This window comes from Yinghuangia soli, from assembly GCF_021502675.1.
GTDB lineage: Bacteria > Actinomycetota > Actinomycetes > Streptomycetales > Streptomycetaceae > Yinghuangia > Yinghuangia soli.
The window spans coordinates 165,126-179,008 of sequence record NZ_JAKFHA010000009.1; the positions used below are offsets into that span (position 1 = coordinate 165,126).

Sequence of the window (13,883 nt, forward strand, 5' to 3'; positions counted from 1 at the left end):
CGTGGCCACGACCAACGACCTGAAGAACGGCATGGTGCTCAAGCTCGACGGTGGACAGCTCTGGTCCGTTGTGGAGTTCCAGCACGTCAAGCCGGGCAAGGGCCCCGCCTTCGTCCGCACCAAGCTCAAGAACGTGCTGTCCGGCAAGACCGTCGACAAGACGTTCAACGCGGGCATCAAGGTCGAGACGGCCAGCGTGGACCGGCGCGGCATGCAGTTCTCGTACAAGGACGGCGCCGACTTCGTGTTCATGGACACGGAGACCTTCGACCAGCTCCCGGTCAGCCCCGCGGTCGTCGGCGACGCCGCCAACTACCTGCTCGAGGGCTTCGAGGCCACCGTCGCGATGTACGAGGGCGCGGCGCTGTACGTCGAGCTCCCGGCGTCCGTCGAGCTGGTCATCGAGTACACCGAGCCGGGTGTGCAGGGCGACCGCTCCACCGGCGGCACCAAGCCGGCCAAGCTGGAGACCGGCTACGAGATCGCCGTCCCGCTGTTCATCACGACCGGCGAGAAGGTCAAGGTCGACACCCGTTCCGGTGACTACCTGGGCCGTGTGAACAGCTAGTGGCCGGTGCCCGTACCAAGACCCGCCGCCGTGCGCTGCAGATCCTCTTCGAGGCGGACCAGCGCGGCGGCGATCCGGTGACGGTGCTCGCCGACTGGGTCGGCCGTGCGCGCGGCGGCGATGCGGACACCCCGCCGATCGCCGAGTACACGATGACGCTGGTCGAGGGCGTGCAGGCGCACCGCGGCCGGATCGACGACCTGATCTCGACGTACTCGGTCGGCTGGACCATGGACCGCATGCCGACCGTGGACCGCAACGTCCTGCGGCTCGGCGTGTACGAGCTGCTGTGGCAGGACGACGTGCCGGACGCCGTGGTCATCGACGAGGCCGTCGAGCTGGCCAAGGAGTTCTCCACCGACGACTCGCCGCAGTTCGTCAACGGCCTGCTGGCCCGGTTGAAGGACCTGAAGCCGACGCTGCAGCGCTGACCCCGCGGCCGCCCCGCAGACGGCGGGAAGCGGCGGCCGGGAACGTCTTCGAGGGCGCCCGCGGAGCATTGCTCTGCGGGCGCCCTCGTGTTTCCCCGGGGCTGCGTCCCGGCGGGTGAATATGAACAATCATCAGCAAATCGCTGCGAAGCGGGAGTTGGCCGCGCGGAGCCGGACAAGGCAATTGGTCTGGACCAGTCGCGAAACCCTGGTGGCAAGGCCCGCCAGGCCCTACGTTCGTGACCATGCTTCCCGCCGCGGGCCCCGACGCCGCCGAGCCGCCGGCACCCGGACACCCGCCCCTGCCCGGCATCGTGCGCATCGGCTACGGGCTGGGCTCGTTCGGCACCGGCATATTCGGGGCCGTCCCCGGCCTCCTCCTGCTCTACTACCTGACCGACGTCCTCGGCGTCGCCCCGCTCCTGGCCGGCGTCGTCGTGTTCCTGCCCAAGGCGTGGGACGTGGTGGCCAACCCGTACGCGGGCAGCCTGTCCGACCGCACCGAGCACCGCTGGGGCCCGCGCCGCCCTTGGATGCTCGGCGGCGCGCTCACCCTGCCGTTCCTGTTCGCCGCGATGTTCGCCGGACCGCCGCTCACCGGCAACTGGGCTGCGCTGTACGTCGGCTTCATGTACCTGCTCGCGGCCACCGCGTTCGCCGCCTTCCAGGTCCCCTACATCGCGATGCCCGCCGAGATCACCACGGACCACCACGAGCGCACCCGCATCATGGCGTGGCGCGTCGCGTTCCTGTCCTTCGCGATCCTGCTGTCCGGCGGCGTCGCGCCGCTCATCACCGGGCACTCGGGCAACGACGACCCGGGCACCATGAACGGCTACCGCATCATGGGCATCGCGCTCGGCGCCCTGCTCATGGCCGGCATGCTCGCCGCCTTCTTCACCACGGCCCGGGCCCGCGTCGTCGTCCCGGTCAGCGCGGGGGAGGGCTCGATCCTCAAGCAGCTCGCGATCGCCCGGACGAACCGTTCCTTCATGAACCTGTTCGGCATGTACGTCGTGCAGGCCATCGGCGCCGGCGCGATGCTCGCCGGCGTGCAGTACTTCTCGACCTACGTACTCGACGACTCGTCCGCGACCACATGGCTGTTCGCCGCCCTGGTCCTGCCGTCCATCGTGGCGATGCCGCTGTGGTCGCGCGCCGCCCTGCGCTACGGCAAGCGCAACGCCGCGTTCGCCGCGTCCTGCTGCTTCCTGGCCGCCTGCCTGCTCATGACCTCCGCGGGCCAGGTGCCGGCCGGGATCGTCTACGCCATCACCGGCATCGCGGGCGTCGGCTACGCGGGCATGCAGATGCTGCCCATGTCGATGATCGGGGACGCGGTGGCGGCCGACGCGATGACCACCGGGCAGCGCCGCGCCGGCGTGTTCACCGGTGTGTGGACGGCCGGCGAGATGCTCGGACTCGCGCTCGGCGCGGGCGTGTTCGCCGCCGTCCTGCAGGTCACTGGGTTCGTCTCGTCGGACGCCGACCACCGCGTCCCGCAACCCGACTCGGCCCTCACCGGCGTCCTGCTCGGCTTCACCCTGCTGCCCGCCGTGCTCCTCGCGGTCAGCATGCCGTTCATCCTGCGCTACGACCTGACCGAAGAGAAGCTCGCCGAACTCCGCGACCGGTACGCCGCCGTCCCCGCCCAAGCTGCCCGCCCCGCGGACGCTCCTGAGGCACGGACCGTCCCGGACTCGCCCGCCCCCGAGGCCGGCCGACCTGAAGAGGAACCGGTGTGACCGAACGCGACATCTCCCGCGACATTTCGCGCGATGCCTCCCGTGACATCCTGGCCGAGCTCGCCGCACTCCGCGCCGCCGACCTGCCGGTGCACGGCGGCCGCACGCTCGCCTACGTCTACGATCCCGGGCTCGGCCCCGACACCGCCGACCTCGCGCACGCCGCCTACGCGGCGATGGCCGACGTCAACGGGCTGGACATGACCGCCTTCCCCAGCGTCGCGGCGTTGGAGAACGACGTGGTCGCGGCGGCCGCGGCACTGCTCGGCGGCGGGCCCGACACCGCCGGCACGGTCACCAGCGGCGGCACCGAGAGCGTGCTGCTCGCGGTGCTCACCGCCCGCGAACACGCCCGCGCCACACGCGGCGTGACCGCACCGAAGATGATCCTGCCGGTCACCGCGCACGCCGCCTTCCACAAGGCCGCGCACCTCTTCGGTATCGAGACCGTACCTCTCCCGGTCGACCCGGAGACCTTCACACCGGACCCCGCCGCGGTCGCCGCCGCACTCGACGACCGCACCGCCCTCGTCGTCGTCTCCGCACCCTCTTATGCGCACGGCGTGGTCGACCCGGTCCCCGAGATCGCCGCACTCGCCGCCGCCCGCGGAGTCCTGTGCCACGTCGACGCGTGCATCGGCGGATGGCTCCTCCCGTACGCCCGGCGCCTGCCGGACGCCCCGGCCATGCCCGCCTTCGACCTCGCGGTGCCGGGTGTCACCTCGCTCTCCGTCGACCTGCACAAGTACGCCTACACCCCCAAGGGCGCCTCGGTCGTGCTCTTCCGGGACGCCGAACTGCGCCGCCACGGCTACTTCGCGTGCGCCGCCTGGCCCGGCTATCCGGTCGTCAACACCACGCTGCAGGGCACCAAATCCGCCGGTCCGCTCGCCGCCGCCTGGGCCGTGCTCCGGCACATCGGCGACGCGGGCTACCTCGACCTCGCGGCCCGCACCGTGCGCACCGCCCGCGCGCTGCGCACCGGAATCGCCGCGATCCCCGGCCTGCGGGTGCTCGGCGACCCGCCCGGATCACTGCTCTCGGTGGCGAGCAGCGATCCCGCGCTGGACGTCTTCGTGGTCGCCGACTGCCTGCGCGCGCACGGCTGGTACGTCCAGCCGCAGCCCGGCCACGGCGGCCTCCCGCGCACCGTGCACCTGACCGTCACCGCGGCCGCCGACGGCAAGGCCCCCGAACTCCTCGCCGCGCTCGCCGACGCGGCCGACGAAGCCCGCAAGCTGGGCCCCGCGGTCGCCGACCCCGGACTCGTCGAAGCGGCCGCCCTCATCGACCCCGCCACCCTCACCCCCGAGGACAGCGCCGCCCTCCTGCAACTCGCCGGACTGGGCGACGGGGGAGCACTGCCGGACCGGATGGCACCGGTCCTCGCGCTCCTCGAACAACTCCCCACCGCCCTCGCCGAACGCCTGCTCCCGGACGTCATCGGCGGCCTCTTCCACGGCAGGCCTGCGAACCTGGCCTAGGACGCGAAGCCCCGCCGCAGCCGGGTGCATCCGCCCGGCTGCGGGCGCGTCCGGGGAGCGGGCGACGGCGTCCGGCGTCGTGCCCACTGCCTTGCCGGACCGGGACCCGGACTCGGACCCGGACCCGGACTCGGACTCGGACTCGGACTCGGACCCAGACCCAGACCTGGGCCCGGCCGTGCCAAATGCCTTTGCCACCGGCCCGGATCGCCCGCCACGCTCGTTCCATGAGCGACGCCGAGCCCGGGCGGCCCGAGCTGCGGGCGTACCCCAAGATCCCCGCGCGGGGCGGCACAGGCGTGTCCGGCGTGCGCGAGTGGACCGCGACCGAGAAAGTGCACGGCGCGCACTTCGCCGTCGTGGTCGACGAAGCAGGTCCGCGGCCCGCCAAGCGCCGCGAACTCCTCGGTGACGGCACCCTCGACGAGTTCTTCGGCGCGAGCCGCATCTGGCCCGCGCTGGCGGTGGCCGCGGACCGCTGCGCTGCCGCCCTGCGCGCCGCGCATCCGGCGTGCGGCAGCACCGCGACGGTCACCCTCTACGGCGAACTCGCAGGCGGCCGCTACCCGCACCCGGACATCCCCGCGGAGCCGGGCGTCGACCCCGTGCAGACCGGAGTCTGGTACGCGCCGGGACTGCACTGGCTCCTGTTCGACGCCACCCTCGGCACCGCCGACGGCCGTCTATGGGCCGCCGACCGGACGCTCCGCGCGGCCGCTGCCTCCGCCGGCCTGGCCTGCGTGCCGCTGCTGGCCCGCGGCCCGCTTGTCCGGCTGGACGGCGTGCCGCGGGTGTTCGCGACCCGGGTCCCGGCGTTGCTGGGCCTCCCCGAACTCCCGGACAACCTCGCCGAGGGCTACGTGCTCAAGCCGGCCGACACGTGGCACGAGACTGCCGGGCCTGCCGGAAGCCCGGAGCCTGCCCGGTCCCCAGGGCGCCGGGACCCTGCTGCACCTGCCGCCCGCCCGCTTGCCAAGATCAAGCACCCCGCCTTCGCCGAAGACCACCGCTATGCCGGGGCGTTGCCGTACCTCCCGCCCACGCAGGGCGCCGCGGGCGTCCCGGGCTGGCTCGTCCTGCAGGCCGCCGCGCTGCTGACCCCGGCCCGCGCCGCCGCCGCGGTGAGCAAGACCGGACCGCGCACGCCGCTCGACGCGGTCGCCGCCGAGATCGCCCGCGACGCGGCCGACGACACCGCGGAAGCAGTGGGCGGCCTCGACCCCGCGCAACTGCGCGCCCTGGCCGACGCACTGCGCCCCGGAGCCGAGGCCCTGGCCCGCTTCGACGCCGCCGACCGCACGACCGGCCGCACCACCGACCGCACCACCGACCTCACGACCTGACACACCGCGGTACCGGCCCGGGCACGGCGTACGAGCGACCCCGAACAGCGGCCCGGAGCCTGACCCGGCACAATCGTGACCATGGCCAAAGATCGGCGCCGCCCCCGGCTCCAGGAGATCGGGGACGAGCCCGACTACCGGTTCACGCTCGCCAACGAGCGCACGTTCCTCGCCTGGATCCGCACCGCGCTGTCCCTGCTCGCGGGCGGCGTCGCGGTGGTGCAGTTCCTGCCGGACCTCGGCCCGCGCCCCCAGCGCCTGCTGCTCGGCTTCATCCTGGTCGCGATCGCCTTGGCCCTGGCCGCCTCGGCGTACCGCCGCTGGTTCCGCGTCGAACGCGCGATGCGCCTCAGCCAGGCGCTGCCCGCCTCGCTCATGCCCCTCATGCTGTCGCTCGGCGTGGCCGTGGTGATCGGGGTCAGCGTCGTCCTGATGCTGAGCGACGTATGACCTCCGCCGCCCGCGCCGACGGCCCGGTCGACCCCGGCCTCCAGCCCGAGCGCACGCGCCTGGCCTGGTCCCGCACCTCACTTGCGTTCCTGGCCAACGGCGGCCTCATGCTGCACGCCGGGCACGACCTCGACAGCTGGGGCTGGATGGTCCCGGGCGGCGTCGTCATCGCCACCTCGGTGGCGGTCTACGCGACCGGCACCTACCGGCACCGCCGCGTGGACACCGCGGTCCGCAGCGGCGCCCCGGTCGCCGGCGCCGTCCCGATCGCCCTCACCGCGGCCGCCGCGGTGATCGTCGCGCTGACCGCGGTCGTCGTCCTCGCCTCCGGCGGCTGACGCAGCGTCACCCGCGCCGGCGTCAGCAGCGGCGCCGGACCGGGTCTACGCGTACCACCACCAGGCCTGCCGCAGGCCTTCCGGGATCTGGCCGCCGTCGCGCAGGGTGCGCAGGCCCTTGCGCAGGCCCGCGGTCAGTTCCTCCAGGCCGTCGTCGCCGACCGCGCCGGACCAGGCACCCTGGATGTCGGCCAGTTCGGCCCAGATGATCTGCACGCAGTCGCGGCCGCGCACGGTCAGTGTGATGCGTCGCGCGCGGCGGTCCTCGGGGTCGGGCTGCCGCTCCACGTAGCCCTGCCGGGCCAGATGCGTGACGACTTCGCCCGCGGACTGCTTGGTCATGCCCAGCCGGCGGCCGAGCTCGGTGGCGGTGGTGCCGTGCTCGCCGACCAGCGTCAGCGCGAAGCCGTGCGTCGGCCGGACGTCGTCGAACCCGGCGGCGGTCATGCGGTCCGTGAAGACCTGGCTGATGCCGCGTACCGCGCCGACGAGCAGCGTCACGAGTTCCGACCCGGGATGGGCCCCGGCAAGCGCGTCCTTTTGCACCCGGTCAGAGTACCTGTCTATCTGCTGCGGGGGAGGCATCGGGGGCGCCCGGAAACGGCGGATGGCCGGCTGCTTCACCAGCCGGCCATCCGTGTCCCCCGTATCCGGATCAGACGTGTACGGGCGCCGGGCCCTCCCGGCGTTCGCCTGTCCGGACGAGAAGGGCCAGCGAGATCGCGCAGGTGAAGGCGATCGCGCCGATCAGGAAAGCGAGGTGCATGCCGTCCAGGAAGGACGCGTGCGCGGCGTCCGCGATGGTGGCGGCGACGTCCGGCGGGGTGCCCGGGGCGACCGGGGCGAAGCCCTGGCTCACCGGGTCCTTCATGGCGTCCACCTGCTCGGGGGAGAGGGAGCCGAGTCCCGCGTCCGCCCAGTGGCCGGGCAGCGAGGACGACACCTTGGCGGCCATCACCGCGCCCAGCACCGCGGTGCCCAGCGCGCCGCCGACCTGCATCGCGGCCTGCTGGATGCCGGAGGCCACGCCGGCGAGTTCGACCGGCGCGTTGCCGACGATGACGTCGGTCGCGGCGATCATGATCGGGCTGATGCCGAAGCCGAGCAGCGCGAAGCACGGGCCGGTGGTGGCGATCGAGGCGTCCGCGTCGAGCTGCGTCATCCAGAACATCGCCCCGGACGAGATGAGCAGGCCCGCGATCATCGGGATGCGGGGGCCGAAGCGGCCGATCAGCGCACCGGAGACGGCCGAGCCCACGACCATCATCACGGTCAGCGGCAGCATCCGGACGCCCGCCTCGACGGGGGAGAGGCCGCCGACGCCGATCAGGTAGAAGGTGAGGAAGAACAGCGCGCCGAACATGCCGAACGCCATGAAGACCATGAGCACGACACCGGACGAGAAGGACCGGTTGCGGAACAGCCGCAGCGGCATGAGGGGTTCCGCGGCGCGGGCCTGCCAGCCGATGAACGCCGCCAGCAGCACCGCGAAGGCGCCCAGGAAGCCGAGCGTGTAGGCACTGCCCCAACCGTGCTCGGCGGTCTTGATGACCGCCCACACCAGGCAGAACATCGCGGCGGAGAGCAGCGCGACGCCCAGGTAGTCGACGCGTCCCCCGGTCTTGGGCGCGCGGGTGCCGGGGAGGACCGCGAAGCCGACCGCGATGGCCACCGCGCCGAGCGGCACGTTGACGAAGAAGACCGACTCCCAGCCGATGTGCTGGACCAGCAGGCCGCCGACGATCGGGCCCGCGGCGGACGCCGAGGAGATCGCCGCGCCCCAGATGCCGATGGCCATGTTGAGCTTCTCCGGCGGGAAGCTGTTGCGCAGCAGGCCGAGTGCGGTGGGCTGCAGCATGGCGCCGAACAGGCCCTGCAGGACCCGGAGGCCGATCAGTGCGGTGATGTTGCCGGCCAGGCCGATGGCGACCGAGGTGAGCACGAAGCCGACGGCGCCGGCCAGGAAGACGTTGCGGTGGCCGTACCGGTCGCCGAGCTTGCCGGCCGGGATCAGGAAGACCGCGAGGGCCAGCAGGTAGCCGTTGGTGACCCACTGCAGGTTGCCGAGCGAAGCGCCCAGGTCGGTGGCGATCTCCGGGTTGGCGATGGCCACCACGGTGCCGTCGAGGGACACCATCATCACGCCGAGCGCGACGGCGAGCAGGGTGAGCCACGGGTTGCCGCGCAGCCCGCGGCCCGTGCCGGACTTCTCGGTGTCGGGAGTGCGGGGCGGTCTGGCGGCCCCGGGCTCCAAGGCAGTGGTGTGCGACATGGGTCGGTCCCCCAAGGCGGATGCAACGGCTGGCAGTCTGATCGGTGAAACAATATGGCACGCTGTGCCATATGACAATGTGAGCCATGTTGCATCCGGTGACACGTGACCAATGGCATACTCGCCGCAACATTCGGAAAGGGGGCCTGGTCATGGAGAACGGCGCACCGAGAACCACCCCGGGCAGCGGCACGGGCCTGCGGGAGCGCAAGAAGGAGCGCACCCGCGAGGCGCTCATCGACGCCGCGCTCGAACTCTTCTGGCGCAAGGGGTACGACGCCACCACGATCGACGAGATCGTCGCCGCGGTGGACGTGTCCCGGCGCACCTTCTTCCGCTACTTCCCCGGCAAGGAGGAAGTCGCCCTTTCCCGCGCCAACGAGGCCGAGCGCGCGCTGGTCGGCGCGGTCGCGGACCGGCCCGCCGGCGAACCGCCCGTGGTCGCCCTGCGCCGCGCGACCGCGTCGGTCATGGCGGCGATCACCGCCGACCCCGAACTGGGCTCGTCCGAGGCGTACGTGCGCACCCGCCGGCTGATCGAGGCCAACCCCACGCTGATGGCCGCGAGCCTGCGGCACGCGCTGGAGACCGAGCGGCTCATGGCCGCCGAGATCGCCCGCCGCGAAGGCGTCGACCCGGCCCGCGACCTGCGCCCGGCGCTCACCGTCACCTGCTTCAACGCGGTCGTGCGGGTCGCGATGGAAGTGTGGACCGACGACGGTGCGGTCGACGCGCAGGGCCTCGAATCGCTGATCGACGAGGCCTGGGCCACGATGGGCGGCCTGGTCGACCAGGGCTGGCTGTCCGGCGGCTGGGAGCCGGACGCGCCGCACGGCTGAGTCCGGCGCGGGACGAAGGGCTGGAGGCGGGCGGGCTGCGTGCCGCCTCCCCGCTCAGTCCAGCCGGATGTGCCGGACGCCGGTCCATGCGCGCCGCAGCCTGCCGCGCAGCGCGCCGTCCCGGTTCGGGGCAAGCGGAATGCCGCAGGACGCCGCGACGCGGTCGGCGACCTGCGCCACCGGGATGCGGTCCGTCCACACGTGCTCGGCGAACTCCGGTGCCTGCAAACGCTCCAGGCAGATGTCGACCTTCGACACGGCGAAGCTCTCCAGGCGCAGCGCGGCGGCCTGCCCCGCCACGGCCTGCACGGCCCGCCCGAACGCGCGCTCCCGCAACCGCCGCAGTACCGTGGCCCGGTCCGCCATGAGGGCGAAGTGCCTTACGTCATGGCCCTTTTCGCGCAGCCGCCCGACCGTCTCGGCGAAGTAGTCCGGCTCGATCACCGTCATCGGCGCGAACACCGGGCCGGGATGCCGGGCCAGTACCAGGTCGAGCACCTCGAAGACGCCCTGCCGCCAGGCCGGCAGGTCCTGGAAGTCGCCGCGCAGCGGCCGCGGCGTCATGCGGTGCAGCCCGAAGCCGACCTCCTCGGGATCGCACAGCACGCCGCCCCGGGCCCGGCGCACCAGCTCGTGCGCGACCTGGGTCTTGCCTCCGCCGAACGGACCGTTGATCCACACCAGCATGCGCCCGAGCCTAGGGCGTGCCGGCAGCCCGGGCCGGACCCGCCGGAGGCTCGCCGAAGCGGAATAATTCATCGCCTGGAAAACCCCTGATTTGCACAAGGAAACAGTAAGGTTTCCTGGGCATGTCGCCGCATGCCAGAGTCCACCGACATGCAGGACGGGGGTGCTCGCCATGGGGTTCCGTCCGACCCCCAGCCATGCGCCGCAAGACGACCGCCCCGAGCGGTCCGGAGAGTCCGCGGGGTCCGCGGCGCGCGAGTCCGAGAAGGGGTGCCGGCCATGACGCTGCCCGAATCCGGCAAGCCGCCCACGAGCGCCGACGTCGCCCGGGTCGCGGGCGTCTCGCGCTCCACGGTCTCGTACGTCCTCAACTCGCCGCCCGGCGCGCGCGTCAGCGCCGAGACGCGCGAGCGCGTGCTGAAGGCGGTGCGCGAACTCGGCTACGCCCCCAGCGCACCCGCGCGTTCGCTGCGCTCCGGCAACAGCGACGTGGTGCTCTTCCCGCTGCCGCTGCAGCCGATGGGCCAGCTCCTGGAGCAGTTCATCGACGAGTTCACCGAGGCGCTGCGCCGCCAGGACCTCAATCTGCTGATCCACGGCGACCGCTACGCGCGCGGCGTGGACGCGGCCCGGGCCTGGGCCGCGCTGCGCCCGCTCGCGGTGATGGCCGAGGCGGCCCGGCTGACCGACGGCGGCGTCGAGGTGCTGCGCCGGGCCGGCGTCCGGGCGATCTTCGCCTGGGGCCGCGAGGAGCACCCCGGGGTGCCGACCGCGATCTTCGACAACCGGGACACCGGGGCGCAGGCGATCCGGCACCTCATATCCCGCGGGCACCGCAAGATGGCCTGCCTGGTGCCGTCCGGCCCGCTCGCCGGCCTCGGCCAGGAGCGCTGGGAAGGCGCGCGGACCGCGGCCGAGGACGCCGGCTGCTCGCTGGAGCGCGTCGACGTCGGCTACATCCGCGAGGACATCCTTGCCGTGGTGCGCGGCTGGCAGCAGCAGACCGACCCGCCCACCGCGGTGTTCGCCGGCAACGACGACTTCGCCCTGATGATCATCTCGGCGCTGCGCGAATGCGGCTGGACGGTACCCGGCGACATGGCCGTGGTCGGCGCCGACGACCTGCCGTTCTGCGACTTGGTGTGGCCGCGGCTCACCAGCGTCGCGATGCACACCCGCACGATGGGCAGCGGCGCGGCCGACGCGCTGACGTCGCTGATGGCGGGCAAGCCGTACAAGCACCGCAACCACATGGTGGTGCACCCGCGCGTGGTGGTCCGCGAGTCCGGCTGACACGTGCCCGACCGGTACGGTCCCGGTCCGGTACGCGCCGGCTCCTCGCGGGGAGTCGACACGTGCCGGATCGGGCTCCGCATCCGGCCGGTGCGTCCGGCCGCATGCTCCGATGCCTGCGCGGCGTTCGCCGCGGCAGGCAACCACCGTGCTGCTGCTACGCGTTCGCCGCGCCCAGCAGGCGGCCCGCGGCCCGCCGCGCGGCCGCCAGGGCGTCCTCGCGCGTCGTCCCGCCCAGCCCCAGCACCACGCGCGTGCTGAGCCCTTCCAGCAGTGCGAGCAACTCCGAGGCGTCCGCGGCCGCATCGTCCAGTGCGAACACGCCGCGATCGGCGCCGGCCGCCAGGACCTTCTCCAGGTCGGCGCTCCAGCCGAGGTCGATCTCGTCCTGCGCGCTGCGCAGTTCGTCGTTGCCCGCGGTCCGCGCCCACAGCTCGATCCACAGCATCCAGCGCGGGTCCCGCGGCCCGCTGGGCAGGTAGAGGCCCAGGAACATGTCGAGCTTGCGGGTCGGCTGGACCCGCCGGGCCAGCAGTGCGGCGCGCTCCGCGGCCAGCCGGTCCTCGCTCCAGCGCAGCGCGGCCAGCAGCAGCTGGTCCTTGCTGCCGAAGTAGTACAGGATGTGCCCGCCGCTGGTGCCCAGCCGGTCCGCGAGGCCGGCCATGGTGAGCGCCGCCAGGCCGTTCTCGGCGATCGCCGCGACCGCCTCCTCGAGCATCCGGTCCTGCGCGACCTTGCCGTCGCTGCGCCGTGCCGCCACTGCTTCCCCGCCTCTCATGCTGTCCGGACGACCCTATCCGGCTGCTCTTCGATCTTGAACGACGATCAAATTTCTGTCGAGTTTCCACCGAGTTCCCGCCGAACCCTTGACAGCGGTGCGCTCCATCGCAGACCTTGAGTGCCGTTCAAAGTTCTTGAGCGCCATTCAAACTTCTGCCCCGGAGAGGGGAGGTCCCGTGACCTTGCCCCGCGTGGATTCCGCGCCACCTGCCCCCGACGCCCCCGGCCATGCCACCGCCGCCGCCGTCGACCCGAGTCCCGCCGCGGACGCGCTGTTCCAGGTCGAGACGCACGGCATCGACCCGATCCCGGACGCCGAGCGGCACGGCGGCGCCAAGGATCTGTTCTGGCTGTGGTTCGGCTCGAACCTGACGTTCACGTACGTCATCAACGGCACCCTGGCGGTCGCCTTCGGCCTGTCCTTCTGGGCGGCCGTCTCCGTCGTGGTCCTCGGCGGCCTGGCCTTCTTCGCCGTCGGCGCGCTCGGCCTCGGCGGCATCCGGACCGGCACCTCGACGCTCGTCCTGTCCCGCGCCGCGTTCGGCGTGCTCGGCAACCTGCCGGCCGGCCTGCTCAACTGGGTCGTCGGGATCGGCTACATCATCCTCAACACCGTCGTCGGCACCTTCGCCCTCGAAGCCCTGTTCGCCGAAGCCGGCTGGCAGGGCGGCGACACCGCCCGGGCCCTCGCCCTGGTCGTCACGCTCGCGCTGACGTTCGCGGTCGCGATGTGGGGCCACGCGACCGTGCAGGCCGCGGAACGCTGGATGGCGTACGTACTGGCCGCGGGCTTCGCGCTGGTCATCGTCTTCGTGCTGCCCGATGCGGACCCCGGCGCCGCGGCCGGCGGCACCACCTTCCACGGCTGGACGCTCGCCCTGGTGGTCATGGTGGCCGGCCCGGTCTCGTACCTGCCGATGCCCTCGGACTACACCCGCTACCTCCCGCGGACCACGTCCCTCAAGGCCATCACCTGGAGCGGTGCGATCGGCGGCATGCTCTCCTCGGTGCTGCTCGGCATCCTCGGCGTGGCGGCCGCCACCCAGGCCGACATGACCGACCCGGTGGCCGGCGTCGCCGACCTGCTGCCCGGCTGGTTCCAGGCCCTGTTCCTCTTCCTCATCGTGGGCGGCTCGGTCACCAACTCGATCCTGACGCTCTACTCGTCGAGCCTGAACCTCCAGGTCCTGGGCATCCCGTGGTCGCGCTCCGCGGGCATCGTGATCAGCACCGCGTTCGTCGGCGCGGGCTCGCTGGCCACCGTCTTCTGGGTCGACTTCACCGAGTCGCTGACCAGCTTCCTGTCCGTGCTGCTCGTGGTGTTCGCGCCGTGGGGCGGCGTGTTCATCGCCGACACGCTCCTGCGCCGGTGCCGGTACGACACGGCCGCGCTGCACGACACCGCCGGCGGCGCCTACTGGTACACCCGCGGATTCCACGTCGCGGGCATGACCGCCCTCGCCGCGGGCATCGCCGCCGCCGCGCTCACCGCCGAATCCGCGCTGTGGACCGGCCCGCTCGTCGCACCGCTCGGCGGCGACTTCTCCCTGTGCGGCGCACTCGTCGCCGGACTCCTCTACTGGGCGCTTGCCCGGCGCACCGCGGGCGTCAGGGCGACCTGACCCGCGCGCGCCATCCCTGGGGCGCGGCACC

Annotated in this window: 14 protein-coding genes; 10 read left to right on the forward strand and 4 right to left on the reverse strand. The window is 72.8% G+C overall.

The features are described 5' to 3' along the window. Position 1 precedes the first annotated feature (1 nt). The 7 genes from efp to LZ495_RS17920 all read left to right on the forward strand — a co-directional run bounded on the left by efp (position 2) and on the right by LZ495_RS17920 (position 6,359). Complete coding sequence (efp, locus tag LZ495_RS17890; RefSeq protein ID WP_235053230.1) at positions 2 to 568, forward strand: elongation factor P; 567 nt, start codon at positions 2 to 4, stop codon at positions 566 to 568. Continuing rightward, positions 568 to 999: a transcription antitermination factor NusB gene (gene nusB, locus LZ495_RS17895; RefSeq protein WP_235053231.1), complete on the forward strand. Its 432-nt coding sequence runs from the start codon at positions 568 to 570 to the stop codon at positions 997 to 999. Before efp ends, nusB begins: the two co-directional genes overlap by 1 nt. Positions 1,000 to 1,244: 245 nt before the next feature. Beyond that, positions 1,245 to 2,744 carry an MFS transporter gene (locus LZ495_RS17900; protein WP_235053232.1) on the forward strand — a complete coding sequence of 500 codons (1,500 nt, stop codon included), beginning with the start codon at positions 1,245 to 1,247 and terminating at the stop codon, positions 2,742 to 2,744. Continuing rightward, positions 2,741 to 4,228: a pyridoxal phosphate-dependent decarboxylase family protein gene (locus LZ495_RS17905; protein WP_235053233.1), complete on the forward strand. Its 1,488-nt coding sequence runs from the start codon at positions 2,741 to 2,743 to the stop codon at positions 4,226 to 4,228. Before LZ495_RS17900 ends, LZ495_RS17905 begins: the two co-directional genes overlap by 4 nt. A 227-nt stretch (positions 4,229 to 4,455) precedes the next feature. Beyond that, positions 4,456 to 5,571 carry an RNA ligase family protein gene (locus LZ495_RS17910; protein WP_235053234.1) on the forward strand — a complete coding sequence of 372 codons (1,116 nt, stop codon included), beginning with the start codon at positions 4,456 to 4,458 and terminating at the stop codon, positions 5,569 to 5,571. 81 nt (positions 5,572 to 5,652) lie between these two features. Next, positions 5,653 to 6,021 (forward strand): YidH family protein, encoded by a 369-nt coding sequence (locus LZ495_RS17915; RefSeq protein WP_235053235.1) that lies wholly within the window; start codon positions 5,653 to 5,655, stop codon positions 6,019 to 6,021. Continuing rightward, a complete protein-coding gene (locus tag LZ495_RS17920; protein WP_235053236.1) occupies positions 6,018 to 6,359 on the forward strand; it encodes a DUF202 domain-containing protein in 342 nt (113 codons plus the stop codon). Before LZ495_RS17915 ends, LZ495_RS17920 begins: the two co-directional genes overlap by 4 nt. A 45-nt stretch (positions 6,360 to 6,404) precedes the next feature. On the opposite strand, the gene LZ495_RS17925 is transcribed toward LZ495_RS17920, so the two are convergent. Further along, positions 6,405 to 6,905: a MarR family winged helix-turn-helix transcriptional regulator gene (locus tag LZ495_RS17925; protein ID WP_235053237.1), complete on the reverse strand. Its 501-nt coding sequence runs from the start codon at positions 6,903 to 6,905 to the stop codon at positions 6,405 to 6,407. Positions 6,906 to 7,014: 109 nt separating this feature from the next. Next, positions 7,015 to 8,631, reverse strand: coding sequence for an MFS transporter (locus tag LZ495_RS17930; protein ID WP_235053238.1), 1,617 nt, complete (start codon positions 8,629 to 8,631; stop codon positions 7,015 to 7,017). A gap of 152 nt (positions 8,632 to 8,783) precedes the next feature. Here LZ495_RS17930 and LZ495_RS17935 point away from each other — a divergent pair, with 152 nt between their 5' ends. Beyond that, positions 8,784 to 9,470, forward strand: coding sequence for a TetR family transcriptional regulator (locus LZ495_RS17935; protein ID WP_235053239.1), 687 nt, complete (start codon positions 8,784 to 8,786; stop codon positions 9,468 to 9,470). 54 nt (positions 9,471 to 9,524) lie between these two features. Here LZ495_RS17935 and LZ495_RS17940 read toward each other — a convergent pair whose 3' ends face one another. Continuing rightward, complete coding sequence (locus LZ495_RS17940; protein WP_235053240.1) at positions 9,525 to 10,157, reverse strand: AAA family ATPase; 633 nt, start codon at positions 10,155 to 10,157, stop codon at positions 9,525 to 9,527. Positions 10,158 to 10,436: 279 nt separating this feature from the next. Between LZ495_RS17940 and LZ495_RS17945 the strand changes: the two genes are divergently transcribed. Continuing rightward, positions 10,437 to 11,450, forward strand: coding sequence for a LacI family DNA-binding transcriptional regulator (locus LZ495_RS17945; RefSeq protein WP_235053241.1), 1,014 nt, complete (start codon positions 10,437 to 10,439; stop codon positions 11,448 to 11,450). A 157-nt stretch (positions 11,451 to 11,607) separates the two neighbouring features. On the opposite strand, the gene LZ495_RS17950 is transcribed toward LZ495_RS17945, so the two are convergent. Continuing rightward, positions 11,608 to 12,168 carry a TetR/AcrR family transcriptional regulator gene (locus LZ495_RS17950; RefSeq protein ID WP_235053338.1) on the reverse strand — a complete coding sequence of 187 codons (561 nt, stop codon included), beginning with the start codon at positions 12,166 to 12,168 and terminating at the stop codon, positions 11,608 to 11,610. Positions 12,169 to 12,406: 238 nt separating this feature from the next. Here LZ495_RS17950 and LZ495_RS17955 point away from each other — a divergent pair, with 238 nt between their 5' ends. Further along, complete coding sequence (locus LZ495_RS17955; RefSeq protein ID WP_372498588.1) at positions 12,407 to 13,852, forward strand: purine-cytosine permease family protein; 1,446 nt, start codon at positions 12,407 to 12,409, stop codon at positions 13,850 to 13,852. The last annotated feature ends 31 nt before the right edge of the window (positions 13,853 to 13,883 follow it).